The sequence below is a fragment of the Nonomuraea sp. NPDC049141 genome (assembly GCF_040648415.1).
In the GTDB taxonomy this organism is placed as follows: domain Bacteria; phylum Actinomycetota; class Actinomycetes; order Streptosporangiales; family Streptosporangiaceae; genus Nonomuraea.
In genome coordinates this window covers 14,675-37,511 of the sequence record NZ_JBEZDR010000042.1, presented here as the reverse complement: position 1 = coordinate 37,511, position 22,837 = coordinate 14,675, and the positions used below count along the sequence as shown (strand labels likewise).

At 66.9% G+C, this 22,837-nt stretch carries 29 protein-coding genes and 3 pseudogenes; 16 read left to right on the top strand and 16 right to left on the bottom strand.

All coding sequences use genetic code 11. The features are described 5' to 3' along the window. Positions 1 to 97: 97 nt before the first annotated feature. Entirely contained in the window at positions 98 to 664 is a 567-nt protein-coding gene (locus AB0B91_RS61910) for a group II intron maturase-specific domain-containing protein (RefSeq protein WP_358342189.1), read from the top strand. Positions 665 to 949: 285 nt separating this feature from the next. Here AB0B91_RS61910 and AB0B91_RS61905 read toward each other — a convergent pair whose 3' ends face one another. Further along, positions 950 to 1,489, bottom strand: coding sequence for an Lrp/AsnC family transcriptional regulator (locus AB0B91_RS61905; protein ID WP_358342187.1), 540 nt, complete (start codon positions 1,487 to 1,489; stop codon positions 950 to 952). Positions 1,490 to 1,548: 59 nt separating this feature from the next. Here AB0B91_RS61905 and AB0B91_RS61900 point away from each other — a divergent pair, with 59 nt between their 5' ends. The 3 genes from AB0B91_RS61900 (at position 1,549) to AB0B91_RS61890 (ending at position 3,752) form a co-directional block, all read left to right on the top strand. Continuing rightward, positions 1,549 to 2,706: a PLP-dependent transferase gene (locus AB0B91_RS61900; RefSeq protein WP_358342186.1), complete on the top strand. Its 1,158-nt coding sequence runs from the start codon at positions 1,549 to 1,551 to the stop codon at positions 2,704 to 2,706. A gap of 11 nt (positions 2,707 to 2,717) precedes the next feature. After that, complete coding sequence (locus AB0B91_RS61895) at positions 2,718 to 3,260, top strand: hypothetical protein (RefSeq protein ID WP_358342184.1); 543 nt, start codon at positions 2,718 to 2,720, stop codon at positions 3,258 to 3,260. A gap of 201 nt (positions 3,261 to 3,461) precedes the next feature. Next, positions 3,462 to 3,752: a group II intron maturase-specific domain-containing protein gene (locus tag AB0B91_RS61890; RefSeq protein ID WP_358342182.1), complete on the top strand. Its 291-nt coding sequence runs from the start codon at positions 3,462 to 3,464 to the stop codon at positions 3,750 to 3,752. 582 nt (positions 3,753 to 4,334) lie between these two features. On the opposite strand, the gene AB0B91_RS61885 is transcribed toward AB0B91_RS61890, so the two are convergent. The 3 genes and pseudogenes from AB0B91_RS61885 to AB0B91_RS61875 form a co-directional block, all read right to left on the bottom strand. Continuing rightward, positions 4,335 to 4,697 (bottom strand): DDE-type integrase/transposase/recombinase, encoded by a 363-nt coding sequence (locus tag AB0B91_RS61885; protein WP_358342193.1) that lies wholly within the window; start codon positions 4,695 to 4,697, stop codon positions 4,335 to 4,337. After that, positions 4,663 to 4,878: pseudogene (locus tag AB0B91_RS61880) on the bottom strand (IS3 family transposase); the annotation flags it as partial. The pseudogene AB0B91_RS61880 and the gene AB0B91_RS61885, both read right to left, overlap by 35 nt. Beyond that, the gene (locus tag AB0B91_RS61875; protein ID WP_358342180.1) at positions 4,878 to 5,183 is read right to left on the bottom strand and encodes a transposase; all 306 of its coding nucleotides are present in this window, start codon (positions 5,181 to 5,183) and stop codon (positions 4,878 to 4,880) included. The gene AB0B91_RS61875 and the pseudogene AB0B91_RS61880, both read right to left, overlap by 1 nt. A 370-nt stretch (positions 5,184 to 5,553) precedes the next feature. On the opposite strand from AB0B91_RS61875, the gene AB0B91_RS61870 reads away from it, so the two are divergent. The 6 genes from AB0B91_RS61870 to AB0B91_RS61845 all read left to right on the top strand — a co-directional run bounded on the left by AB0B91_RS61870 (position 5,554) and on the right by AB0B91_RS61845 (position 7,992). Continuing rightward, entirely contained in the window at positions 5,554 to 5,904 is a 351-nt protein-coding gene (locus AB0B91_RS61870; protein ID WP_358342178.1) for a YciI family protein, read from the top strand. 52 nt (positions 5,905 to 5,956) lie between these two features. Beyond that, positions 5,957 to 6,667: a DUF6596 domain-containing protein gene (locus AB0B91_RS61865; protein WP_358342176.1), complete on the top strand. Its 711-nt coding sequence runs from the start codon at positions 5,957 to 5,959 to the stop codon at positions 6,665 to 6,667. Between the two features lie 30 nt (positions 6,668 to 6,697). Further along, entirely contained in the window at positions 6,698 to 7,093 is a 396-nt protein-coding gene (locus tag AB0B91_RS61860) for a hypothetical protein (RefSeq protein WP_358342174.1), read from the top strand. A gap of 220 nt (positions 7,094 to 7,313) precedes the next feature. Beyond that, the gene (locus AB0B91_RS61855; RefSeq protein WP_358342172.1) at positions 7,314 to 7,463 is read left to right on the top strand and encodes a hypothetical protein; all 150 of its coding nucleotides are present in this window, start codon (positions 7,314 to 7,316) and stop codon (positions 7,461 to 7,463) included. Further along, on the top strand, positions 7,463 to 7,852 hold the full coding sequence (locus AB0B91_RS61850) for an SRPBCC family protein (protein WP_358342170.1): 390 nt from the start codon (positions 7,463 to 7,465) through the stop codon (positions 7,850 to 7,852). The genes AB0B91_RS61855 and AB0B91_RS61850 overlap by 1 nt, the downstream gene beginning before the upstream one ends. A 2-nt stretch (positions 7,853 to 7,854) precedes the next feature. Then, positions 7,855 to 7,992, top strand: a complete 138-nt coding sequence (locus AB0B91_RS61845) for a hypothetical protein (protein ID WP_358342168.1) — start codon at positions 7,855 to 7,857, stop codon at positions 7,990 to 7,992. 273 nt (positions 7,993 to 8,265) lie between these two features. Here AB0B91_RS61845 and AB0B91_RS61840 read toward each other — a convergent pair whose 3' ends face one another. The 5 genes and pseudogenes from AB0B91_RS61840 to AB0B91_RS61820 all read right to left on the bottom strand — a co-directional run. Beyond that, entirely contained in the window at positions 8,266 to 8,631 is a 366-nt protein-coding gene (locus AB0B91_RS61840) for a tetratricopeptide repeat protein (protein ID WP_358342166.1), read from the bottom strand. 8 nt (positions 8,632 to 8,639) lie between these two features. Next, positions 8,640 to 9,482 carry a hypothetical protein gene (locus AB0B91_RS61835; RefSeq protein ID WP_358342164.1) on the bottom strand — a complete coding sequence of 281 codons (843 nt, stop codon included), beginning with the start codon at positions 9,480 to 9,482 and terminating at the stop codon, positions 8,640 to 8,642. Further along, entirely contained in the window at positions 9,479 to 10,339 is an 861-nt protein-coding gene (locus AB0B91_RS61830) for a tyrosine-type recombinase/integrase (protein WP_358342162.1), read from the bottom strand. The genes AB0B91_RS61835 and AB0B91_RS61830 overlap by 4 nt, the downstream gene beginning before the upstream one ends. Next, a complete protein-coding gene (locus tag AB0B91_RS61825; RefSeq protein ID WP_358342160.1) occupies positions 10,246 to 10,581 on the bottom strand; it encodes a hypothetical protein in 336 nt (111 codons plus the stop codon). Before AB0B91_RS61825 ends, AB0B91_RS61830 begins: the two co-directional genes overlap by 94 nt. 150 nt (positions 10,582 to 10,731) lie before the next feature. Beyond that, positions 10,732 to 11,573 (bottom strand): annotated as a pseudogene (locus AB0B91_RS61820) (IS630 family transposase); the annotation flags it as partial. Between the two features lie 346 nt (positions 11,574 to 11,919). Between AB0B91_RS61820 and AB0B91_RS61815 the strand changes: the two are divergent. Next, positions 11,920 to 12,504, top strand: coding sequence for a hypothetical protein (locus tag AB0B91_RS61815; protein WP_358342158.1), 585 nt, complete (start codon positions 11,920 to 11,922; stop codon positions 12,502 to 12,504). A gap of 118 nt (positions 12,505 to 12,622) precedes the next feature. Here AB0B91_RS61815 and AB0B91_RS61810 read toward each other — a convergent pair whose 3' ends face one another. The 4 genes from AB0B91_RS61810 to AB0B91_RS61795 form a co-directional block, all read right to left on the bottom strand. After that, a complete protein-coding gene (locus AB0B91_RS61810; RefSeq protein WP_358342156.1) occupies positions 12,623 to 12,913 on the bottom strand; it encodes a hypothetical protein in 291 nt (96 codons plus the stop codon). Between the two features lie 291 nt (positions 12,914 to 13,204). Then, complete coding sequence (locus tag AB0B91_RS61805) at positions 13,205 to 13,816, bottom strand: MFS transporter (protein ID WP_358342154.1); 612 nt, start codon at positions 13,814 to 13,816, stop codon at positions 13,205 to 13,207. After that, on the bottom strand, positions 13,713 to 14,171 hold the full coding sequence (locus AB0B91_RS61800; protein ID WP_358342153.1) for a MarR family transcriptional regulator: 459 nt from the start codon (positions 14,169 to 14,171) through the stop codon (positions 13,713 to 13,715). Before AB0B91_RS61800 ends, AB0B91_RS61805 begins: the two co-directional genes overlap by 104 nt. Before the next feature lie 65 nt (positions 14,172 to 14,236). After that, complete coding sequence (locus AB0B91_RS61795) at positions 14,237 to 14,686, bottom strand: nuclear transport factor 2 family protein (RefSeq protein WP_358342151.1); 450 nt, start codon at positions 14,684 to 14,686, stop codon at positions 14,237 to 14,239. Between the two features lie 302 nt (positions 14,687 to 14,988). Here AB0B91_RS61795 and AB0B91_RS61790 point away from each other — a divergent pair, with 302 nt between their 5' ends. Both AB0B91_RS61790 and AB0B91_RS61785 read left to right on the top strand, forming a co-directional pair. Continuing rightward, positions 14,989 to 15,528 carry a nuclear transport factor 2 family protein gene (locus tag AB0B91_RS61790; RefSeq protein WP_358342149.1) on the top strand — a complete coding sequence of 180 codons (540 nt, stop codon included), beginning with the start codon at positions 14,989 to 14,991 and terminating at the stop codon, positions 15,526 to 15,528. Between the two features lie 314 nt (positions 15,529 to 15,842). Next, a complete protein-coding gene (locus tag AB0B91_RS61785; protein ID WP_358342147.1) occupies positions 15,843 to 16,163 on the top strand; it encodes a hypothetical protein in 321 nt (106 codons plus the stop codon). A gap of 255 nt (positions 16,164 to 16,418) precedes the next feature. On the opposite strand, the gene AB0B91_RS61780 is transcribed toward AB0B91_RS61785, so the two are convergent. Then, positions 16,419 to 16,865: a MarR family transcriptional regulator gene (locus tag AB0B91_RS61780; protein ID WP_358342146.1), complete on the bottom strand. Its 447-nt coding sequence runs from the start codon at positions 16,863 to 16,865 to the stop codon at positions 16,419 to 16,421. A gap of 153 nt (positions 16,866 to 17,018) precedes the next feature. Between AB0B91_RS61780 and AB0B91_RS61775 the strand changes: the two genes are divergently transcribed. Beyond that, positions 17,019 to 18,596, top strand: a complete 1,578-nt coding sequence (locus AB0B91_RS61775) for an FAD-dependent oxidoreductase (RefSeq protein ID WP_358342144.1) — start codon at positions 17,019 to 17,021, stop codon at positions 18,594 to 18,596. A 27-nt stretch (positions 18,597 to 18,623) separates the two neighbouring features. Then, positions 18,624 to 19,850: pseudogene (gene istA / locus AB0B91_RS61770) on the top strand (IS21 family transposase); the annotation flags it as partial. Positions 19,851 to 21,154: 1,304 nt separating this feature from the next. Here the strand turns inward: istA and AB0B91_RS61765 are convergent. Further along, positions 21,155 to 21,499 carry a hypothetical protein gene (locus AB0B91_RS61765; RefSeq protein ID WP_358342142.1) on the bottom strand — a complete coding sequence of 115 codons (345 nt, stop codon included), beginning with the start codon at positions 21,497 to 21,499 and terminating at the stop codon, positions 21,155 to 21,157. A gap of 20 nt (positions 21,500 to 21,519) precedes the next feature. After that, entirely contained in the window at positions 21,520 to 22,119 is a 600-nt protein-coding gene (locus AB0B91_RS61760) for a transposase (RefSeq protein ID WP_358342141.1), read from the bottom strand. Here AB0B91_RS61760 and AB0B91_RS61755 point away from each other — a divergent pair. After that, a complete protein-coding gene (locus AB0B91_RS61755) occupies positions 22,085 to 22,642 on the top strand; it encodes an alcohol dehydrogenase catalytic domain-containing protein (protein ID WP_358342139.1) in 558 nt (185 codons plus the stop codon). The two genes, AB0B91_RS61760 and AB0B91_RS61755, sit on opposite strands and share 35 nt — an antisense overlap. Positions 22,643 to 22,837: the final 195 nt, after the last annotated feature.

The window sequence follows — 22,837 nt, the reverse complement described above, 5'->3', positions numbered from 1 at the left end:
GACCCAGAACCCACTCCCGCACACACTTACCGCTTAACCTGCAGAAACAGGATCACGCGAAGATCGATTCATACACCACGTCCGTGGACGTGACCCGGTGCCGTTCGACGACGCGGTGGTGCACTGCCGCAGCGAAAGCCAGGCCCGCATGCTGGCCACGGCGATCGCTGAGCGGATGGAACAGGTCGAGTTGCGGCTGCACCCGGACAAAACCCGGATCGTCTACTGCAAGGACGGACGACGCACCGGCTCGCATGAGCACACGTCGTTCGACTTCCTGGGGTTCACGTTCCGGGCACGGGCAGTGCGCAGCAGGCACGGCAACGTGTTCACGGGTTTCGGCCCAGCGGTCTCCAAGACCGCCATGCGGAGGATGAGCGAACAGGTGCGGTCCTGGCGGCTGCACCGCCGCACCACCTTCTCCGAGCGGGACCTGGCACAGTGGCTCAACCCGATTGTGTCGGGGTGGATGAACTACAACGGCCGGTTTTACCGGTCGGAGCTATATCCGCTGCTCAGGCGCATCAACGTCTACCTGGTGCGCTGGATGAGGAAGAAATACAAACGGCTGAGGACCTTCAAGAAAGCGCTCGCGGCATGGGATCGCACAACCCGCCAGTACCCGCGCTTCTTCGCGCACTGGCGATGGGTCCCCGAGTTCTGACGGTGAGGTTGAGAAGAGCCCGGTGACGGGAGACTGTCACGCCGGGATCTGTGGGAGCCCGGAGGTGAGACTCCTCCGGGCGACCCGACCACGCCTTCTCTGCCCCGGATGCACACCGTGTCGGCCATCGAGATGATCACTCAGCGCTGATGATCGCTTACGCGGAAGGGCTCAATGACCGAACGCTCTGCCACATGTGCTGGGCGTTGCGTTCGGTCATGCGGGTGTGTTCTCTTCATCCGAGCCCGGACGCCCGCTCATGATCCACGAAAAGGGATGTGCCTATCAAGATGATTGCCTGCCAAGTTCCGGCTGATTCCTGCCAATGGCCGGTCTCGTATCACGAGCCTTGGCGCCCGGTGGAAGCAGCGGTGTTCCAGGCCACTGCTGGAAGATCAGGTTGGTGTGGACCAGCGCCACCCCGGGCCGTGAAGTCAGCTCGTTCAAGACGAAACGCTGCAAGTCGGCCGCGTCCACGGCGGCCACATGGATGATGTAGTCATCGGGGCCCGTCAGATGATAAAGCGTTCGGGCCTCCGGCTGAGCGAGCACATGTTCGACGAATGCGTCCACATATGGCTGGCGATGTGGTTGCAGGCGTACCGCCAGCAAGGCCTCCAAAGGCCTGCCGAGCGCGGCTGGATGGACGCGCACCGTGTATTGCTCGATGACCCCGGCGGAGCGCAGCCGGCTGACACGGCCCAGGCACGTGGATGGAGCAATGCCGACCGCGTCCGCCAGGTCTCGATTGGTGATCCGCGCATCGTTCTGCAGCAGCCGGAGAATCTCAAGATCAATCGAATCCAAGCTGAAGTTTCGGTCCATGCTGAAAATATAATTCAGGCTCTCTTGATGGTGGCCGATGAGGGTTCAATCATGCACTCATGACTCGCCAGACCCTTGACACACGTGCCGTTCATGGCGGGCGAGAAGATCTCGCGGCCATGGGACTGCACGTGGCCCCGTTGGACTTCTCGACCTCATATCCCGCACATGACAGCCGAGCGGAAGCGGCGCGGCTAGACGCCTTCGCCACAGGGGAGATCCCGGACGGCCGCCCCATCTACGGGCGACTCGGCAACACGACAGTGGCCCGCTTCGAGACCGCCATCGCAGATTTGGAAGGCTGCGCCGCCGCAGTGGCGTTCAGCAGCGGAATGGCGGCGCTGTCGGCTTGCCTGCTCGCCAGCGTGGCACAGGGGCGCCGCAACGTCGTGGCGGTCCGGCCCCTCTACGGCACGAGCGACCACCTCCTCAGCTCGGGGCTCCTAGGAACGACCGTCACCTGGAGCAGTGTGGATGAGCTGTCGGAAGCTATCCGGCCCGACACAGGACTAGTCATCGCGGAAACCCCGGCCAATCCCACCCTGGTGGAATACGACATCCGCCGGCTCGCTGAAGCCGCCGCAGGCGTACCGCTGCTGGTGGACAACACCTTCGCCACGCCCATCCTGCAGCGCCCGGCCGAACACGGCGCCGGTGCGGTGCTCCACAGCGCCACCAAGTTTCTCGGCGGCCACGGTGATGTGATGGGAGGAGTCGTCACCTGCGGTGAAGGATTCGCTCGAGCGATACGGCAAATTCGCATCGTCACCGGCGCGATCATGCATCCCTTTGCGGGCTATATGCTCTTGCGCGGGCTGGCCACGCTGCCAGTGAGGGTTCGCCGAGCCGCCGCGACCGCCGCCGACCTGGCACAGCGACTTGCGGCGCATCCGGCCGTGACCAGGGTGTCCTACCCGGCTCTCGAGCCGGACCGCCCCATTGGGCAGATGCAGGGTGGCGGTTCATTGGTGTCATTCGAAGTCGGTGGCGACGCCCATGCCGTCATCGCGAGCTCTAAGCTGATCACGCCCGCGGTCAGCCTGGGTGGAGTCGACACACTGATCCAGCATCCTGCTTCGCTCACTCACCGCATCGTCGCTGACGACGAGAGACGTCACAGCGGGATCAGTGACCGCTTGCTACGCCTCTCGGTCGGGCTGGAAGATCCCAACGACCTCTGGCGCGATCTCGACCGCAGCCTTTCCACCATCTATTAGGAGGTACTCCCATGACACACGATGAGGGATCTTCCACCGGCCACGGGCTCATCGAAGCCCTTCACGTGCCGGAGCCGTCCGGTCAGCACACCGACAAGCTCATGCTCTTCGGCCAGTTCGTGGGCTCTTGGGACATTGAGTGGTCGGGAATCGACCTCGATGGCAAGCCCGCTCAAGCCAAGGGCGAGCTCCATTTCGGCTGGATTCTCGGAGGCCGGGCCGTCCAGGACACATGGATCATGCCAGGCCGCCACGAATCCGCTGCGCCAGGTATACGCGCTTTTCACGGCACGACGGTCCGCTTCTACGATCCGGATCTGGGCGCTTGGCGATCCACGTGGATCGAACCGATCAATGCCCGCGTCCGGCGTTTCATCGGACATTCTGTCGATGGGGAGATCGTCCTGCTCAGTGACGAGGAGGATCCATGGCTCCGGTGGCGCTTCACCGAAATCACCCGCTCATCGGCGTGCTGGCGCGGCGAGACATCTTATGACAACGGGGCTACCTGGACTTTGGATGAGGAAATGCTCCTCACTCGTCGTCCAAACTGACCGCTGGTCGCGTCCAGGATCACTGGACAGACCCGTAGGCCGGGGTTCGTCTACTGCAAGGACGGACGACGCACCGGCTCGCATGAGCACACGTCGTTCGACTTCCTGGGGTTCACGTTCCGGGCACGGGCAGTGCGCAGCAGGCACGGCAACGTGTTCACGGGTTTCGGCCCAGCGGTCTCCAAGACCGCCATGCGGAGGATGAGCGAACAGGTGCGGTCCTGGCGGCTGCACCGCCGCACCACCTTCTCCGAGCGGGACCTGGCACAGTGGCTCAACCCGATTGTGTCGGGGTGGATGAACTACAACGGCCGGTTTTACCGGTCGGAGCTATATCCGCTGCTCAGGCGCATCAACGTCTACCTGGTGCGCTGGATGAGGAAGAAATACAAACGGCTGAGGACCTTCAAGAAAGCGCTCGCGGCATGGGATCGCACAACCCGCCAGTACCCGCGCTTCTTCGCGCACTGGCGATGGGTCCCCGAGTTCTGACGGTGAGGTTGAGAAGAGCCCGGTGACGGGAGACTGTCACGCCGGGATCTGTGGGAGCCCGGAGGCGAGACCCCTCCGGGCGACCCGACCGTTGCTCCGGCACCCAACGCACCATCTGTCACCGAATCGCGACGACCTGTGCCGGGTCAAGCAGTGCCCGATGCCAGCGAGAACGCCTTTCACCTGCGCAGACGTCTTAACTCACCGGCATTGCAGCTCAGGGGCACCTTTTCTCTCGTTTCAGGCCGCTAGCATCTAACCGCTTGAATACCTGGGGCTACCGCAGCCTTGCCGATGTTGATAGCACAGATCCGTTCGACCAAGTCCACCGGCTCCTCGGTGATCTCCTCCATGACCGCCCTCCGTTGACCTGCAGACCCAGGCGGCTGCTCGCGGAAGCTGCGGGGCGAAGAGAATCGGACTCTCGTGCTCGAAGCGACAATGCGGGGCCCCTGACCCAGCTCCCAGCGTCAGACCTTTACGCGGCCTCAACTAGGCACCAAGATCACACCGACGTCGGCGAGCAAGCCATCCAGCGTTTTCACGCCCAGCCGGGCGTCGCAACAGGGGCACAGAGGACTTTTACACCGCTCCGAGGACGCGACCGCGGTTGTCGATAGCCATGCCTAAGGCGCTGGTCACCAGGGTGGCGGTCTGAGTTGAGTCGATCAACCAGCCGACCACCCGGCGGGAGTAGGCGTCCAGCACCACGCAGCAGTACACCTTGCCCTCCCGGGTCGGGTGCTCGGTGATGTCGATGATCCACAGTTGGTTGGGGGCAGTCCGCGTGAACGCCCGGTCGACCAGGTCGGTAGCGATCTGGTCCGGCTTGGCGCGCCGCCACTTTGGGGCGGCCGCTGAGGCCTTCCAGCCCTGCGCGCTGCATGAGTAACTCCACCGCTCCGTGACTGACCGGGACCTGGTGGCCCAGGCGCAGCTCGGCATGCACACGCCGGGCCCCGTAGGTGCCGCGCGAGCGCTGGTGGATCTGCCGGATCAGGTCGGTCAGCCAGACGTGCCGGATGGCCCGCGGCGAGGGCGGCCGATCCCGCCAGGCGTAGTAGCCGGACACCGAGACGGCCAGAACACGGCAGGCGACCTCGACGGGGATGCCTTCGCCAGCCATCACCGCGATGGCTTCGAACCGCCTTTTGGGGGCGCCGTCTCTCGCACCAGCTCGATCGCTTGGCGGGTGGCCTGCAGCTCGGTCTCTAGCTCGGCGATGCGGCGTTTCGCAGCCACTAATTCGGCCTTCTCGCCGCTGGTCAGGCCGGGCTCCAGACCACGGTCGATGCGGTCTTGCCGACGCCAGATGTAGATCGTCTGAGTGCTGATCTCCAGATCGTGAGCCAGTTCCGTGACCTTACGACCCGCCTCGACCAGGTCCAGCACCTTGCGCCGGAACTCCGGCGGATAGCCCCGTCGTCCCATGCCACTTTCCTCTCATCAAGCGGCACAAGAATCCAGTAATCCATATCCACCCAACCGGGGCAGACCACAAGCCGGCGACCACACACTCACCGCCGCCGACCCACTACCCGACGACCTCCGCCACCCCTCGCACGCATCCACAGCCACGCCGGAGATGGCGCACTAATCTGAGCCAACTCGGACTACAGACAGGCCGAGGACCAACACAAACACTCCCCGCCAACGCGTCTGATCGCCCGCCACACCGCGCGGCGTACGAAAATCCTCGAAGAAATCTCAGCGGAGCGTGTCGGATCGAGGCAGCGGCGTTCGTAGCAGGGGTGAAAGGCGGCCCGAGGGGGCGGCCACACGACGACAGGAGATGATTACGATGGCGCAGTACCTGATTTCCGTTCTCGACGACACGACCGACTCCGCCACCGCGGAGGAGATGGCCGCGACCGGCGCCTTCAACGAGCAGCTCCAGGCCGAGGGCCACTGGGTCTTCGCCGGCGGCCTCGCGTTGCCCAGCACGGCCACCGTCGTCGACGGCCGGGACGGGGAGGCGGTGTTCAGCGACGGGCCCTACCTGGAGTCGAAGGAGTACGTCGGCGGCTTCTGGATCATCGAGGCCCTCCACCTCGACGTGGCGCTCCGGCTCGCCGCCCTAGCGTCGAAGGACTGCAACCGGAGGGTCGAGCTCCGGCCGTTCCTGGGTGCATTACCAATGTCGACGAGGTGATCATCCGGGTCCACCGCGAGGAGTGGGCCCGGGTGGTCGCGACCCTGGCCAGGTGCTTGGGGACCTCGACATCGCCGAGGAGATGGCCGCCGAGGCGTTCGCGACCGCCGTCGAACGCTGGCCAGTCGACGGCGTCCCTCCGAGTCCCGGCGCGTGGCTCACCACCACCGCCGACCGCAAGGCCATCGACCGGATCCGGCGCGAGGTCAGGCGCGAGGAAAAGCACAAGGAGCCGCTGATGCCGTCCGACACCACTGAGCCGCTCGGCGCCATCGACGACGACCGGCTCCGCCTCGTCTTCACCTGCTGCCACCCCGCTCTCGCCATGGAGGCGCGGGTTGCGCTGACTCTGCGGATGGTCGGCGGGCTCGCCGTGCCCGAGATCGCCCGCGCGTTCCTGGTCCAGGAGACCGCCATGGGCCGGCGGATCACCCGCGCGAAGGCGAAGATCAAGACAGCGAAGATCCACTATGGCGTGCCGTTACGTGAGGACCTCCCGGCCCGGGTCGCCGGGGTGCTCGCCGTCCTCTACCTGATCTTCAACGAGGGCTACCTGGCCTCGGACCCCGAGAAGGAGGCGGTCCGCAGCGACCTGACCGCCGAGGCGATCCGGCTGACCCGGCTGGTCCGTGCCCTGATGCCGGCGGACGGCGAGGTCGCCGGACTCCTGGCGCTGATGCTCCCAACGGAGGCCCGCCGGGCCGCGCGGGGGTCGGCGAGTGGTGAGCTCGTCACCCTCGACGAGCAGGACCGCGGCGCCTGAGACCGCGAGCTGATCGCCGAGGGCCACGCCTTGGTCCGCGCGCGCCTCGCCTCCGGCCAGGCGCCGGGGCGCTACCAGATCCTCGCCGCGATCAACGCCCTCCACACCGACGCCCGCGACGTCCGTGACACCGACTGGTCGCAGGTCGTCGCGCTCTACGACCAGCTGGTCCGCCTCGACCCCTCGCCGATCGTGCGGCTCAACCGGGCGATCGCGGTCGCCGAGCTCGACGGCCCGGAGGTCGCGCTGGCGGAGGTGGACGGTCTGCCGCTGGAGGCCTACCACGCCACCCGCGCCGACCTGCTGCGCCGGCTGGGTCAGAGCAAGGAGTCGCGGGCGGCGTGCGACCGGGCCATCGGGCTGGTCAGCAACACCGCCGAGACGGCGTACCTCATCCGTCGCCGCGACCAGCTGGCCGGCCCGTGAACCGCACCACCCCGGTCACCGCCTCAGCCGCATACCCCAGCAGCGGCAAGGCGGTAGACGACTCTGCCGCGCGGCCTGCTCTTGCCAGCCAGCGCGGCGCGGAGACCGGTCATCACATCCAGGACTTCGTGGTCATGTCCATCCTCTTGCGGCGTTCAGCGGACCCCAGCTCGCCGGCGCCCCGTCCGGGCACGCGCATGGAGGCGGTTCGCTGGCCACGGTGGCCCTGGTCATCGGGCTGGCCTGGACCTGCGCTCGGCTCATCCGCGTTCTGCTCGAGCGGGGCGGGAATCGAAGGGTGATCGGCCAGGATCTGTGCTCGGCCGGAATGGCGGCCAGCATGGCCTTCATGGCCGCGTTGTCGCTCTGATGGGGTCAGAGCCGGTGGCGCTGCTGGACAAGCCGACCATCGGCCTGAACGCGGCCGCCGCGCACAAGACCAGGACTCCGGGTGCCGACGCCGAAGCTCCTGTCATCTCGGAGTCCAGCGTCATTGTCGACGCCACACCCGCCCAGGGGTGGGAGCTAGTGGCCGACCTTCGGTCCTGGCCGGCGTGGACGCCGGACTACGAGGTGCTGGAACTCGATGTGATGGCGCCGGGCGCCGCCTTCCGCTGGCGGCTCGGCAAGGTGAAGATCAAGGCGAGGTTCGCCGTCGTCGCTCCTGAACGCGAACTCACCTGGAGTGGCCGGGTCTTCGGCTACAAGGCCATCGACCAGCAGGTGCTGGAAGCCTCCCCGGCGGCCGTACCAGGGTGACCATGCGGGAGAGCCTCGCGGGCCCGATCGTCTCCCTGTTCTTCGGCGACGACAAGCTCCGCGCGGGCCACGACCGCTACCTGGCCGCTCTGGAGGCGGAGCTGAGCAAACGCTCCGCCACGCGACAGCATGTACGTTGACCAGCAGGTTCAGTCGATCAGACGCTCCGCGTCACTCTGACGCTCCTTCCACGAAGGCTTGCCGGTCCTGCTCGGGGAGGTCCTACAGGAGGGCGATCATCGGCCTTCTTTCGTGAGGGAGAGCGCGGACCATGCCAACGATGATCGGGAACGGTACCCACGATCGCTACCAGCAACTCGTCACCGAAGGCCGCCGCCTGGTCGAGCAGCAAAGGTCCTCGGCTCGTCCATCAGGACGAAGGCCCTGGTCATCTACCGGACACGGCGGTCTTCTCACTTGAGAACGGTGAGGTCGAGGTTCTCCGCGTAGAATTCCACCGCTCGCTCGTAACCCCCGACCTGCTTGGTCTCGGCAAGGATCTTCAACAGGCATTGTACGGCCTCACGGTGCCCGTCCAGGCTGTGCAGCGCCATCGCGCGAAACGTGCGCAGCCCTGGATCGCCGGGGAACTCGGCCAGCCCTTTGTCGAAGGCCGCCAACGCATCTTCATAACGGCCGCACGTGCGCAGGGTGCTGCCATAACCGGTCCACGTGCGGAGCCGGTCGCTCGCGCCCATCTCCAGCACTTTCTCGTAGTACGGCAGTGCCTCGTGCTCGTTGCCCAGCGCGTCATTGGTGAAGGCGATCTGCCGCAGCACCTTGGTCCTCAGTGAGTTTTGCCGGTCTCTGCGTCGAGCTCGCCATCCCCGTCGAGGGCATCGGTGGCGAACTCGGTGGCGAAAGCCTCCTCGTCCAGGGCAGCGCGGATCCTGGCGGTGATGCGGTCCACGTCGCCGCGTTCGGCCGGTGGCATCGGGGCTCCCGTGAATTCGCGAAGCCGGGCCGCTGTCCCCAGCAGGCGAGCGGCCCGTGCTGGCTCTCCTGCCAGCGCGTATGCACCCGCCAGCCCTTCCAGTGCGAGGGCGCGTGCCTGCGGATCGCCACCGGAGCGTGCCACGTCCAGCCCTTCGCGGTGCAGCTCCAGCGCGGTACGGGCGTCGCCGTGGCGCTCGGCCACGAAGCCGAGTTCGGCCAGCAGCAGAGCCGGCCCCGGGTCGAAGTCGCGCGCGCGATGCCAGGCGATCAGCCTCCTCAGGCGCACCTCGGCCTCGTCGAGGTTGCCCTGCCTGCGGGCGCCGTCCGCGGCCAGGGCGAGGTTGACGCCGTCCAGGCTGGTCAGCGCGTCACGCAGGTCGACCGGGATGCCGCCGCTCATGCTCGCGGCGATCTGCAGGACGGCGCGTTCGCCGCCGCTGCAGGGCAGCCGCCCGGAGTTCAGGGCCGTGATCACCGCGTCCCAGTCGACGAAGGCCAACGCGGTGGCCACGTCGGCGTCGATGGTGATGAACGCGTCGATGAAGTCGGGCCGATGCAGCCAGATGTCGGTGTCGATGAGCAGTTCGACCCCGGCCTGGACGCAGGGCAGTCCGGTGGCGCCGAGCGTGAGCGCGCAAGCCAGATCACGATGGGCCCAGTGGCCGCCGGCCCCACCGGCGAGGGGTGCGGTCATCGCGTCAATCCCTTCAGGCGAGCGGCGGCACGCTGCTGACCTGCGATCCACGCGTCCTCGATGTGAGTCCCGGGGACGTGAACGTACTTCATGGTCGTGGCCAGCCAGGCGTGTCCGAGGACGGCATGGATGGCCAGCAGGTCCATCCCGCCCAGGTAGAGCTGCGAGGCGGCGCAGAAATGCCGCAGGACATGCGGCGTGACGGGGTCTGGCCAGTCCGGCAGGTGGCGTTCGGCGCAGACCGCGAGCGCCGCTCGGAGCGTCTCATCGCCGACCCGGACGGCGCTGCCGTCGGTGTTCTTGCGCTCCGAGGGCAGCAGCGGGACCCCGGGCCGGGCGTGGTCGTCGCCGAACTGACCCCACACGTCCTCAATGAACCACCGCAGGGTGGCCGCGGCGTTGTTGATCAGCGGGACCATCCGCTCGCGCGGACCGGAGCCACGGGCTCCCTTGCCGTGACGGACGTGCAGCTTGCCGAAGTGGCCCAGGTTCCACTTGATGTCGGACAGGTCGAGCTTGCAGGCCTCGTTGACCCGCAGCCCGACCTCGCTCATCAGCTTGGCGGCGGTGTAGTTGCGGGCGGCCGGCGCGAACTTGCGGCAGATGGTCAGCTCTTCGCGCCACCCGGCGAACAACCGGCCCACCTGGTCGGCGGTGGGCGGGATGCGCAGCCGGGCCTCCTGGCGGCCGCGGGGCCGGTTCATCTCATCGATCGGGCATTCGACGACACAGCCGGTCATCTGGTGAATCTCGATCTTGTGCCTCAGATCGAGGAACAGGAAGTAGGTCTTGATCGCCTGCGCTCGCGACAGGCGGGTGCCCCTGGCGGCGCCGCGCAGCACCTTGCCGAAGTACACGTCGGCGTCGCGGGCTCCATCTCCCACAGCGGCCGCCCGAACCACGCGCGCACCTGCTCCAGGTGCATCACGTCCGAGGAGATCGTGCCGTCCGACAGCCCCGCCGCCGCCCGGGCCAGTACGAACCCGGCCAGCACATCGGTCTCCAGCGCCTCCAAGTCCTCGGCGGTGGCCGGGGCGCGGGCCACCCGAAGATCCTTCACCACAGCCAGCGCCAACTCCGGCCACCTCGCCTTCACCATCACAGCAAGACGAACGACCAGGACGATAGACCTTCAGAAACCCTGAAATCTCATCAACACCCGAAGAAGCCGGAGCACCAGCAGATAAGCCCAGGTCCTGCGGCTAGAGAGGCTCAAGAGGCTCAGACGAACTCACGGGATATTGCACACCCAGGCGCGGATTGCCGGGGTCTTGTTGGCCGACAGGTTGTCGCAGATGACGTAGATCGGCGCGCCGTCGGGCGGGTCGATCTGATCGTCTTGAGCGCGGCCAGTGTGTTGGCGCCGCTCTTACGCTCGCGGTTGACGCCCCATAGCTGGTCATCGCCCAGGCTGTAGCAGCCGTGGAAGTAGCGCATCCCGTGGAGTGCGGGTGTAGGTGGCCGGTTATCGCTCGGGTTTGCCTTCGGGGGCCCAGCCGGAGCCGGGCTGGGGGCGGATGGACAGCGGCCCGAACTGGTCGAAGACGAAACACCGCTGTGGGAAGCGGGTGGTGACCTCCTCGATCCGGTCCAGCTTGGTGTCCCGATCGGGGTCGGTGGACTCCTTCCACGTGCGGGTGCGCTGGAAGGAGATCTTGTGCTCGCGTAAGTATTGCCGCAGCCGCTCACGGCCGACCAGCACGGTTCGCACCGGGTTGTCGGCTAGGTAGTCGGCGAGTTTGCGGGTGCCCCATCGGGTGAAGGGACGGCCCAGCTTCTCCGGGCGCGTCCTGGCCGTCGCGACGATGAAGTCCTCATCGTCTGAGGTGATGCGGCGGGGACGGCCTCCCGCCCAGTTAGGGTCCAGCGCGGACAATCCTCGCTCGTTGAAGGCGTGGATCACATCTCGTACGGTGTCCTCATCGGCCGCGACCAACTGGGCGATCGCCGTAACCGGCGGGCCACTGGCCGAGGCCATGATGATCAACGCGCGCCGGACCCGGATCGACTCGTGCCGGCCTCGCCAGACCAGCCTTGCAGGGTCTGTCCTTCCTGATCGGACAACCGCCGTGCCCGCACAGGTTCGGCCATACGGATCCTCCTGCCGTCATCGTGCATGTCGATACGACACTGAAGCAGAATCCGGCGAAAGCCTGCGCAAGCCATCGGGTGTGTCCCCACCCGGTGAACCTAAGTGGTCATCGCACCAGGGAGCGTGCTCGTCGAAATGATCACATCGCGGCTTCCTCCCGAGATCGGCGAGGAAATGGGTCTCTCTATCCGCCATTCGCTGGCAGGAAACCGATGGTGATTGGCCGGATCGCTTCTGGATCATCTGCCTCGCCGGTGCCACGGTGGTGTCTGCCAGTTCGTGGCCGGAGTACTGACTCAGCGCAGTTGTTACGGCGCCACCGAGAATCTCACAAAGGAAATACGAATGTCGTTTGCGGTCAATCGGGTGAGCCGAGTGGTCGGCCTCGGCCTTGCGATGGCCCTGGCCGTGTCAATGTCGAGCTCCGTCACCGCGCAGGCACTGGCCGAGCCGTTGCCGACGGCCAAGCCCGTTGCGAACGTCACGGTTGAAAAGGTCAAGCTCTATGCGCTGGTGACGACGAACAACAAGGGCGTCTTCTACACTGCCAGCGAGTCGGAGAAGCAGCGCGCCATCCAGACACACGGCTTCTCGCCCACCGACACACAATTGGGCTACATCTCCGGGCGCCCATTCCCGGGTGGCAAACCCATGTGGCGGTTGAAGTACAAGCTGTACGCCTCCTACCTCGTCACGGGCTCGCCGAGCGAGCGGGATTCTCTGGTCAACTCCGGGAAGTTCGTCAACGAGGGGATTCTCGGGTACGCCGCCGCCTCTCCCATTGCGGGGACCACCAAGATCTACCGGTTGAGCAAGAAGAACTACGGTTGGCGCCTGGCCACCGAGGCACACAAGGACAACATCCTGGCGGCCAACGAGGGCTGGCACGTCGACGGCCCAATATACTACCACTTCACGTCGGGCGAGTAGGCACCTCACGCCTTGGCGGCGACCTCGTCGGCCGGCATCAATGCAGCCTGCCGGCGGATCACGAACACCGCCACTACCAACGCGATGGTGAGCACACCACCGAGCGCGAGGCCGCCGTTCACGGACTCCCGCTCGGTGGTACCCCACGCGTCAGCGCGGCCGTGACGCAGCTCACGATCGAGGCAGCGATCGCCACCCACAACGCGCCACTGACCTGTCCGGTCGAGTTCGCCAGGCCGGAGATCACGCCGACCTGGGCCTCACCGACAGCGGACATGGCCAGGGTCATGATCGGCCGCAGGGAGAGGCCGCTGCCCAGGCCGAGCAAGAGCATCGAAGGCAGCACGTCGATCAGGTAGGTCGCCACCAGCGGCGTGCGAGCGAGGAGCAGCGCTCCGACCAGGAACACGGCGAAGCCGATGATCCCGACCCGCTCGCCCAGGTTTCCCGGCCAGGTAGGGGCTGATCGCGATCGGCCCGACGGCGGTGATCACGGCCAGCGGGACGAACGAGAACGCCATCTGCATCGACGAATATCCCAGGACCTGCTGCAGGTAGAGCGTCGCCACGAAGAACGACGCGTAGAGCGTGCCCGCCACGAGGAACTGGACGATGTTGGCACCCGCCACGTTGCGGTCGCGCAGGACGCCGAGGTTGAACAGCGGCGTCTTCGCCTTCTGCTGCCGGATCACGAACGCGGTCAGCAGGACGATGGCGCCAGCCAGATAGGCCATGTGGCATCGCCCCAGCCGTTGTGTTCGGCGAAGATGATCCCGTAGACGAGCAGGGACACGGACGAGACCAGCAGGGCCGCGCCCGGCATGTCGAGGCCCGCGGAGAGGCCGAGGCCCCTGCCGCGGGGGAGCAGCTTCCAGCCGAGGATGACGCTGACGACACCGATCGGCAGGTTGATGAAGAACAGCCAGTGCCAGGTGGTCAGCTGCATCAGCACACCCTCGGCGAGCAGGCAGATTGCGCCGCTGGCGAACGTGAAGCTGTAGAAGCCGATCGCCTTGGTCTGCTCGGCCGGTTCGGAGAACATCATGACGATCAGCGCGAAGGGCACCGCGGTGACCAGTGCCGCGCCTGCTCCCTGTTCGAACCGCGAGGCGATCAGGGTGGCCGTGTTCTGCGAGAGACCCGCCCTTACGGACGAGATGGTGAAGATCGTGACGCTGGTGAGCAGCACGTTCTTGTGACCGATCCCGTCACCGGGCCGGCCCGCGAAGACGAGCAAGCCGCCGTACGCGATCAGGCATGCGTTGATGACCCAGGAAACGCCGCTCTGGGAGAAGCCGAGCTCCTCCCGCATCCCCGAGCCTCGCGTCGTACAGCTCGTCCAGCACGTTCTGCGTGGACGAGACCAGCTGGCGGCCCTCGTCGGTCACCTCGACCACGCGAGCCCGGCGGTCCTTCTGTGACGGCTCGCGTGTCGCGAGGCCGTCCGGTTCCAGTGCGTTGACCGTGTGAACCATCGTGGACCTGTCGAGCAAGGCGAGCTCCACGAGCTCGCCTTGGGTCTTCTCGGTGGCGTCGGCGCAAATCAACACGCTCACAAGGAGCAGTGATGCGCCCGCTTCCTCCAGCCGCCGGGCCGCGTCGAGTTCTATGTCTCTGGCCAGCAGCTGGAGCTGTACCACCAGGTCGCTGATGGTCCGTGCGCTCATCCGGCCAGTCTTGTGAACTAGTGGATCGCGATCTGATAGTGGCCAGCCGTCCGCGCTATTCGACGTCAGACATATCGTCCCAAGCAGTCGGCGAACCGGTCCTCGCGCAGCGTGCAGGCGTACGTGAAGTGCTCCCGCCCTCCTCCACCTGTGGTGAAGTCGTATTCCGCCACGATTCGCCCGCCGTCGCCGGCGGTGAGAGAGAGCAGCTTGTACGTCCCTGCCGCGCGGATCACCTCGGGCACAAGGAAACGGTCCATGATCTCGTCGCGGCCTTCGTAGAGACGGCCCACGCTGTCGAACCTGGCCTCCTCGGCGAAGGTGTCGCGGACCGCTGCCTGGTCGCCGGAGTTGATCGCCGTGACGAATCGTTCGACCAGTGCGCGGTGATCGGATGTGACGGCACCTGCCGTGGCGGGGGTAGATGCAGGGGCGGGGCCGGGTGGTGCGGTGGCCGAGCACCCGGCTGCCATCAGGGTGGCGAAGACGAGCGCGGCGACGCGAATTATGATCATGTGCTCATGCTGTCCCGATGTCGCCGCCGCTGTCCAAGACCTGTTGCGATAACCGTCAGCTATGACATCCGCACCAGATCGACGAGATCGCCCATCGGGCGACCAGGCGCTCCCTCACCTGGCCGGAAGCTGGCAGTCGTACGCATTCCTCGCGCGGCGCCGAGAGTTCGGGCGCCTTGATCTGCGACAAGCGCATCGGGGTTTCTCTGTCATAACCATGGGTTATCGCAACAGGTCTTGGACAGCCGTACGGAGGAGCCGCAAGCATGACCTGGAGTCAGCCGACCTTGATAGGAGTTTCCATGCAAGATCTGACCCGTAGTGCCCTGCTGCGCGCGGCCGGGGTCACCGCCGCAGGGCTCGCCCTCACCGCAGTTGGCGGTCCCGCATCTGCCGCATCCGCCCCCAAAGAGCATCCCCACGTCACACTGATCCGCGCCTACTACGCCGCCTACGCTGAGGGTGATCTCGACGCGTTGCGTGAGCGGTTTTTCGCCCCTGACATCCGCTGGACGATTCCTGGACACCATCCTCTTGCGGGCACCAAGAAGGGCGCGGACGAAGTGCTCGCGTTCTTCGCCGAACTCGCCCGTGCCGGGTTCCGCGCCGATCCGATAGCCCTTGCCGCCGATGGTGATTGGGTGATCGACCTGCACCGTGGCTGGAGCACGTCGCCTGAAGGGCTGGATATCACCTGGGCGCTGGCGTTCCGCATCCGTAAGGATCGCATCGTGGAGGCGATCAACTTCGCGGGCGACCAGCACGCGGCGGACGCGTTTTTCTGGCGGGTCTACAAGCTCGCCAAGCTTCCGGACCGTCTGGTCCCGCGAGGCAATGGCTGACTGCCCGGTTGGCGACTGCCCTCTTGCGACTCACCGACATGGTCTTTGCTGGCCGGCGTGTCGCGGTTTTGTCGGTAGGCGGCTGGATGCCGTGGCGTTTGATGAACTGGGCGCGTAGGACACCGTTGGCGGGTCATCAGCGCTCTGCCGACACAGATCATGGACGTTACCCGGATCAAGAACGGGACCTTGACCGCGCAGGCCGTGATCGTCGGCGGTGCCGAAAATGCCCTTCGCCAGCGTGGAAGAGCTCGAAGAGGGCCGGCTTTGCGGACAGTCCGCTGAACATTCTGCCACCTCGGGGTTGGGACGCGTTGCCGACGAAGATCGCTGACGGGACGCGGATCGCCAAGGCAGGGACGACCTCGGAAGCCGCGATCGTGGGCGGGGCGAAGGTGGAGTTCCACACGATGGAGGAGTTGGTCGCCTCCGGCTATAAGGACAACCCGCGTCAGGTGATCCCCACACGCGTCTGGGACGGACTCACCAAACAGATCACTGATGGCACCTACGTCAAATCCCCCGACTCGGCGTCGGTATGGCTGATCAATAGCGGGCGCCGTACGGCGGCGCAGCAGTCCACCGACGTGCAGATCATCCCCGCGCGGGTGCTGGACGCCATCCCGGTGGCCTGACCGGGCCCACGAATTCCGGCGAGGGGACCTCGTGTCCCCGAGGTTCCCTCGCCCAACCACCACGTGATGAGCTATATGAGGGCCAGTCGATGGTGTGTTGACGGACGGAAGAACCTCCCCAGCCGCGGTCACGGGATATAACACGCTGGCGGTCAGTGGATTTCCCCGCTGATGGGCGGTGGCGTTGTTGGAACTCGTGGGTGATGGACCTATCGGCGGGAGACGATGAAGGCTCTCTCAGGCAATCGGAGGGTGCTATTCGGTGGCGGTGTCCTCGGCAACGATCGTGTCCAGGTGCGCCGAGAGGTCGTCGACGAGTCGGCCGATCAGGCGGACGAGGTCGCGCTGGTCGTCTTCAGGCCATCCGGACAGTGCTTGGTCGAACCAGCCGTTGATGACCTGCAGGTAGCGATCAATGAGTTTCTCCCCCGAGGGGGTGAGGGCGATCAAGCGGACTCTCTGGTCGTCCGGGTCCGGAACACGCTTCACCAGACGGCGCCGCTCAAGTCCGTTCAACTGTCGGGTGACGTACGGGCCGGCAAGCTGCATCCGGGAGGCAAGCTCACCCACCCTTAGTGGCCGATCAGCGGCCTGGAGGGTGACGAGGATGGTCACCAGGGGCCGATCCAACGTGACCCCCGCGGCAGCGGTTGCCCGCTCGAACAACTGCCCGCGACTCAGGGTGCTGCTGAGCTGGGTCATGCGAGGCAGCAACTCCATCAATGAGTCGTTTTGGCTGGTCATCGGCCCTCACTTGATTAGATATCTACCTTAGGTATATTGTCGCACACATCCAGTCGAGCCGCATGGGAACCCGTTCGGTCAGAGAAAAGATATCTAAGGTAGGTACCTAAGATGGTGGACGGCTACACCTCGACCGATGTTCTGATCGTCGGCGCCGGACCGACCGGGCTGACCCTCGCCTGCGACCTGGCCCGCCGCGGTGTCGACTGCCGGATCGTCGACCGAGCCGAAGGGCCCAGCACAGCCTCCCGCGCCAAGACCATCCAGCCGCGGGCGCTGGAGGTGGCCGACGATCTCGGCGTCATCGGCCGCGTGCTGGAGCTGGGCGCGATACATGTTCCGACCCGGCACTACGACCACGATCGGGTGATCTCCGAAGCGGTCGAAGCGGCGATCGGGATGGCAGAGCCGGGGGTGCCGTATGCGCCGGTGTGGCTGTCGCAGCCGATGGTCGAGCAGATCCTGCGGGATCGCCTGACCGAACTCGGTGGCCGCATCGCGTGGGGTTCGGCCGTGACCGCGGTGCAGCAGGACGGCGATGTCGTCGAGGTGAGCGTGCGCACGGCGACCGGTGACCGGCGGGTACGCGCCCGCTATGTCGTTGGCTGCGATGGTGGCCGCAGCCTCGTGCGCGAGCAGATCGGCGCGCTGCTGGAGGGCGTCTCCTACGGTGATCACCGCTGGTGGCTCGGCGACGTGCGGATCGAGGGGTTGGATCGGCACTGCCAGCACCTGTGGATGAGTTCCGAGCACGGAATTCTGTCGCTGTTCCCGCTTCCCAGCAGCAAGGTCTGGCAGTTCCAGGCGTCCATCCCTGCCGACGACCCGGACCCGGCCCGGCCCTCGCTTGAGCTGTTCCGGCGCATCTTCGCCGACCGCGCCGGACTGCCCGATGCGACCATCACGGAGGCGGACTGGGTGTCCCTCTACAAGATCAACGTCTGCCTCGTCGACCGGTATCGAATCGGCCGGGTCTTCCTGGCCGGGGACGCCGCGCACATCCACTCGCCAGCTGGCGGCCAGGGCATGAACACCGGCATCCAGGACGCCTACAACCTCGGCTGGAAGCTGGCCGCCGTCCTCGGCGGCGCCGAACCCGCCCTGCTGGACACCTACGAGCTCGAGCGACGGCCGATGGCGCGTGCCGTCCTGGAGGACAGCACCTCCCGCCTGCACGCGGTCATGCGCGCCGCCGATGATGGTGACGGATCGTCTGCGCAGCGCGGCCTTACCGGCGACTTCACCACGGGCCTCACGATTGCCTATCCCGACAGTCCGCTCACCGGCCCGATGCCCGACGGCGAGCACGCCCGTGTCCGTCCCGGTGACCGCGCTCCCGATGCCGAATGCGTCGAGCCGGAAACCGGCCGGACGATCCGGGTGTTCGACCTGCTCCGCGGCCCGCACTGGACGCTGCTGACCTTCGACCACGGCCTTCCGGCACCTCGAGGCACAATCGACAGCCCCCTGGCCGATACGTTGCGCACGGTCCGCATCACCACCGACACCACAGCCACCGGACCGGGCACGGTCATCGACACCGGCGGCCGTGCCCACCACGCCTACGACATCGAAGAAGACACCAGCGTGCTCATCCGGCCCGACGGCTACATCGCCGCGCGCGTGACAGTCCGCCGCGACGATCACGCACTCCGCCAGGACGGTGCGTCCGCCTCTCAGCCGAGCTGACCCTGCGGCCATTGCCCACGAGCGCCAGTGAAGACCGATGAGGAGATCATGGAGATCCTGGCTGCCTATGATCTGACCGGCACCTACCGCAAGGCCGCCGAACTGGCCGGCTGCGACCACCACACGGTGCGCCGCTACGTCGAACTGCGCCGATCAGGAACCGATCCGTCCGCTGCGGTCCCGCGGACGAAGCTGATCGACGCATACATGCCCAAGATCGAAGAACTCGTGGAGGCGTCCCGCGGCAAGATCGGCGCCGACCATGTCCACAAGCGGCTGGTCGCGCTCGGGTTCACCGGCAGTGACCGCACCACGCGCCGCGCGGTCGCTGCCGCGAAGGAGTCCTACCGCGGCGGGCACCGCAGAATCCACCGACCCTGGGTCGCCGAACCAGGGCTGTGGATGCAGTGGGACTGGGCCGAAGGACCTCGCATCGGCGATCGGCGCACCGCGTTATGGTGCGCCTGGCTGGCCTGGGCACGGTTCCGGGTGGTGATACCGGTCCTGGACAAGACTGTCCCAACCATCGCGGCCTGCCTGGATGCAACCTTCCGAGCCTTCGGCGGGGTGCCGACCTATTGCCTGACCGACAACGAAAAGACCGTCACCACCACACATATCGCCGGAGTCCCTGTCAGAAACCCCGACGTCGTCGCGGTTGCCCGGCACTATGGCACCACCATCCGCACCTGTGTCCCTGCCGATCCCGCCTCGAAAGGCGGTGCGGAGAACGCGGTGAAGATCGCCAAACGGGACCTAGTCCCCACCGGCGTCAACCTCCGTGCCGGATACGCGTCGTTCGCCGAGCTGGAACACGCCTGTGACAGGTTCATGGCCGAGATCAACGCCCGCACTCACCGCGAAACCAGGCGAGTGCCGGTGGCGATGCTCGGCGAGGAACGCTTCCGACTGCATCCGACCCCGGACCGGCCCTACACCGCGGCATTCGGCCTCACCCGCCGCGTTCACGACAAAGACTCCACCGTCCGCGTCGACCAGGTCCGCTACTCCGTGCCCTACCAGCACGCCGGACACTAGGTGTTCGTGCGCTGGCACGGTGATGACCTGGTCATCACCGCCGTCGTCGACAACGTGGCTACCGAGATCGCCCGCCACCGCCGCTCGACCCCCGGCAACCCGGTCATCCTGGACGCCCACTACCCACCCTCAACGCGCGGGCAGCGAACAGCGAAACCTGTCAATGCCGCAGAAGAATCCTTCCTCGCCATCGGCCCCGGGGCGGCGGCCTGGCTAGAGGAGCTGGAGGCGATCAACCGCGCCCTGGCCGGGGCCGCGCCGCCGCCGATGCGGGCCGAGCTGGTGGCGACCCTGCAGGTGCCGGACGGCAAGAAGGTCTCCACCCTGGAGTGGATGCGCACGGCGGTGACCAAGCTGTCGGGCACCGGGATGGAGCAGGCACTGGATCGCGCCTCGTACGTGCTGGGGCTGGGCACCGGGGCGGTGGACTGCACCGCGGCGGCGCCGGTGAAGCTGGCCGAGCTGGCCCGCTTCGGGATGACGGCCAAGGCGTTCCGGATCGAACAGCTGGAGAAGGACCGCCGCCTGGCCACCCTGCTGGCCACGGTGCGGCAGTTGGAGGGCACCGCGGTCGATGACGCGCTGCTGCTGTTCGACCTGCTGATGTCGACGGCCCGGCTGGCCCGGGCCAGCCGGGCCGCCGATAAGGAGAAGCTGCGCAACCTGCCCCGGCTGCGGGTGGCTGCCTCCAGGCTGGCCAGGGCGTGGACGATTCTGCTGGAGACACCACCCTCCGACCTGGCAGAGGAAGGCGATAGCGCAGAGGACGGGCAGCGGGTGCTCACCGTGCCGGAGGTGCTGGACCAGGTCGAGCAGGTGGTGACCCGGCAGCAGTTGGCGGCCGCCGTGGAGACGGTGCTGGAGCTGCTGCCGCTGCCCAGCACTGAGGATGACGGCGATCTGGAATGGCGGGTGGAGCTGGTCGACCGCTTCGGCACGGTCAGGCCGTTCGTCGACATGCTGGCCTCGGTGATCCCGTGGGGGTGCACTGCGGCGGGCTTACCGATCCTGGCCGCGTTGCGCGCGCTGCCCCGCCTGATGGCCGCCCGCAAGCCCGGACGGGAGCACATCAAGGGCTTTGATGACCTGGTGACCGGGTCCTGGCGGCGGCTGGTGTTCGGCAACCCGAAGCTGGACCCGCCCTTGATCGACAGGCCCGCTTACACCTTCTGCATTCTGGAGGCCCTGTACGCGGCTCTGCGACGGCGCGACGTCTACGCGGTCGGCGCCGACAAGTGGGGCAACCCGGGCGCCCGGCTGATCGAGGAACGGCTGTGGGTGCGCGAGCGCCAGGCGGTGCTGACCTCGCTCGGGCTGGACGCGGACCCGGCCGTGCACCTGCGCGAGCTGGCCGAGCTGCTGGATGGCGCCTACCGGGAGGTCGCCGCCGGGCTGCCGGCGAACGCGGCGGTGTCCATCAATGGTGGCAAGCTGCACCTGGCCCGGCTGCAGGCTGCCCCGGAGCCGGAAGGGTTCACCGCGGTGCACGACGGCGTGGCCGCGATGCTTCCCCGCATCGACTACCCAGCCCAGCCCAACTCGTCCTTGACCTGCTTGTAGCCCTGTTCGACCCAGTGCCGCAGACCGTAGAGGCGGACCAGCTCGGCCAGGTCGGCAGGCGGGTGCGGGGACTCGGCCACGCGCGGGCCGCCAGGGCGGGGCAGGTTGGTGGCCAGGTACCAGGTGGCCTTGTCCGGCAGGGTGGCCGGGTCGAGGGTGGCGATCACCAGCCGGGTGGTCCCATCAGGTCCCCAAAACCCCAGACTCGCCTCGGCCGCCCACCAGGTCTCGACATGCCCATCACGGAAACGCCGCTGCACCGCCGCCCAGTCGCCGGGCGCCTGCGGCCCGTCCCAGGCCAGCACGGCGGCGGCGTCGCGGGGGGTTAGGCATCGGCGCCATAGGCCCACGTGCCGTGCTTGGGGCGCACCGCCACCACCCAGCCCAAGCCCGCCGTGCGCAGCTCGCCACGGAAGTCGTCCAGATCACCAAAGGCGCAGTCGGCCAGCACGGCGCGAAAGGCCATCCCCGCCGTGACATCCCGCCCTGCCAACTCCACGGCAATCTGCCACTTGGTGCGGAAAGCCGCATCGCTCTTCCCCCGCGCGAAGTGGCGGGCCGGCGTGTAGGGCCGGGCATGCAACGGATAGTAGAGGCGCTCATCGGCCCACAGAGTGCTCACCGTGACGATGCCGCTGTCGGTCTTGCCGTACCGGCCCAGCCATTGGCGGCCCACATGCGCGGTAGCGGTGCCGTCTTTGCGGTCCCCACTGTCATCGATCACCAGCACCCCGCCCGCGTGCGGCGCGGTCGCACCCTGGGCCAGCAGCAACTCCAGCCGCCGGGCATTGACCCGATCAGGATCCCAGCACGACTCGGACAGAAAGTACTGCACCCGCTGCGCCGCCGCGCTCTTGGACCCAACCACCGGCTCCACCCCGGCCAGCGCCGTGGTCGTCTTGTTGCGATCCCTCGGCGTCAGCAACCAGTCACATACTCCCGGGACGTGCGTCTGCGGCAGCGACCTGCACCGGTACCACTCCCTGCCGGCTTCGGCGCAGGGCACCCCGATGGGGCACGAATTCCTCGGCGTCATCGAGGACTTCGGCTCACAGGTGTCCGGGCTCAAGCGTGGTGATCTGGTGGTGGCGCCGTTCGCTTTTCCGACAACACGTGCGACTTCTGCCGGGAGAGTCTGCATACACCTCCTGCCTCAACGGCGGCTTCTGGGCTACCGGCGGCGTCGGCGGCGCCCAGGCCAAGGCGATCCGAGTCCCGCAGGCCTAGGGCACCCTGGCGAAGCTGCCCGTCGGCGAGGACTCGGAGTTGCTGCCGTCCCTACTGACGCTAGCCGACGTGTACGGCACCAGCCACCACGCCGCCGAGCCGGCCCGCGTCGACGCGCGTACCAGGCGCTCCAAGCATCTACCTGCTGGCCCCTCAGGCTGGCATCCCGCATCGGGGAAGTCTCGCGCCGTCAGCCGCGACGGCCGTCGCCAGTGCCCTGACCGGGCTCGAGCCATCCGGCCCTACCGCCGAACTGGCCGAGGGGCTGCGCCAAACGGCGGCACGGGCAACGGGATACATGTGATCACGAACTGTCGGTTAGGCTCTCCGATCCGCCTACGGTAGGGGCCCTGGCCGCGTTCAGCCGTTCCCAGGGGCCGGAGAGCAAACCTGGTCAGTCAGGTCGCGGTCTGCTG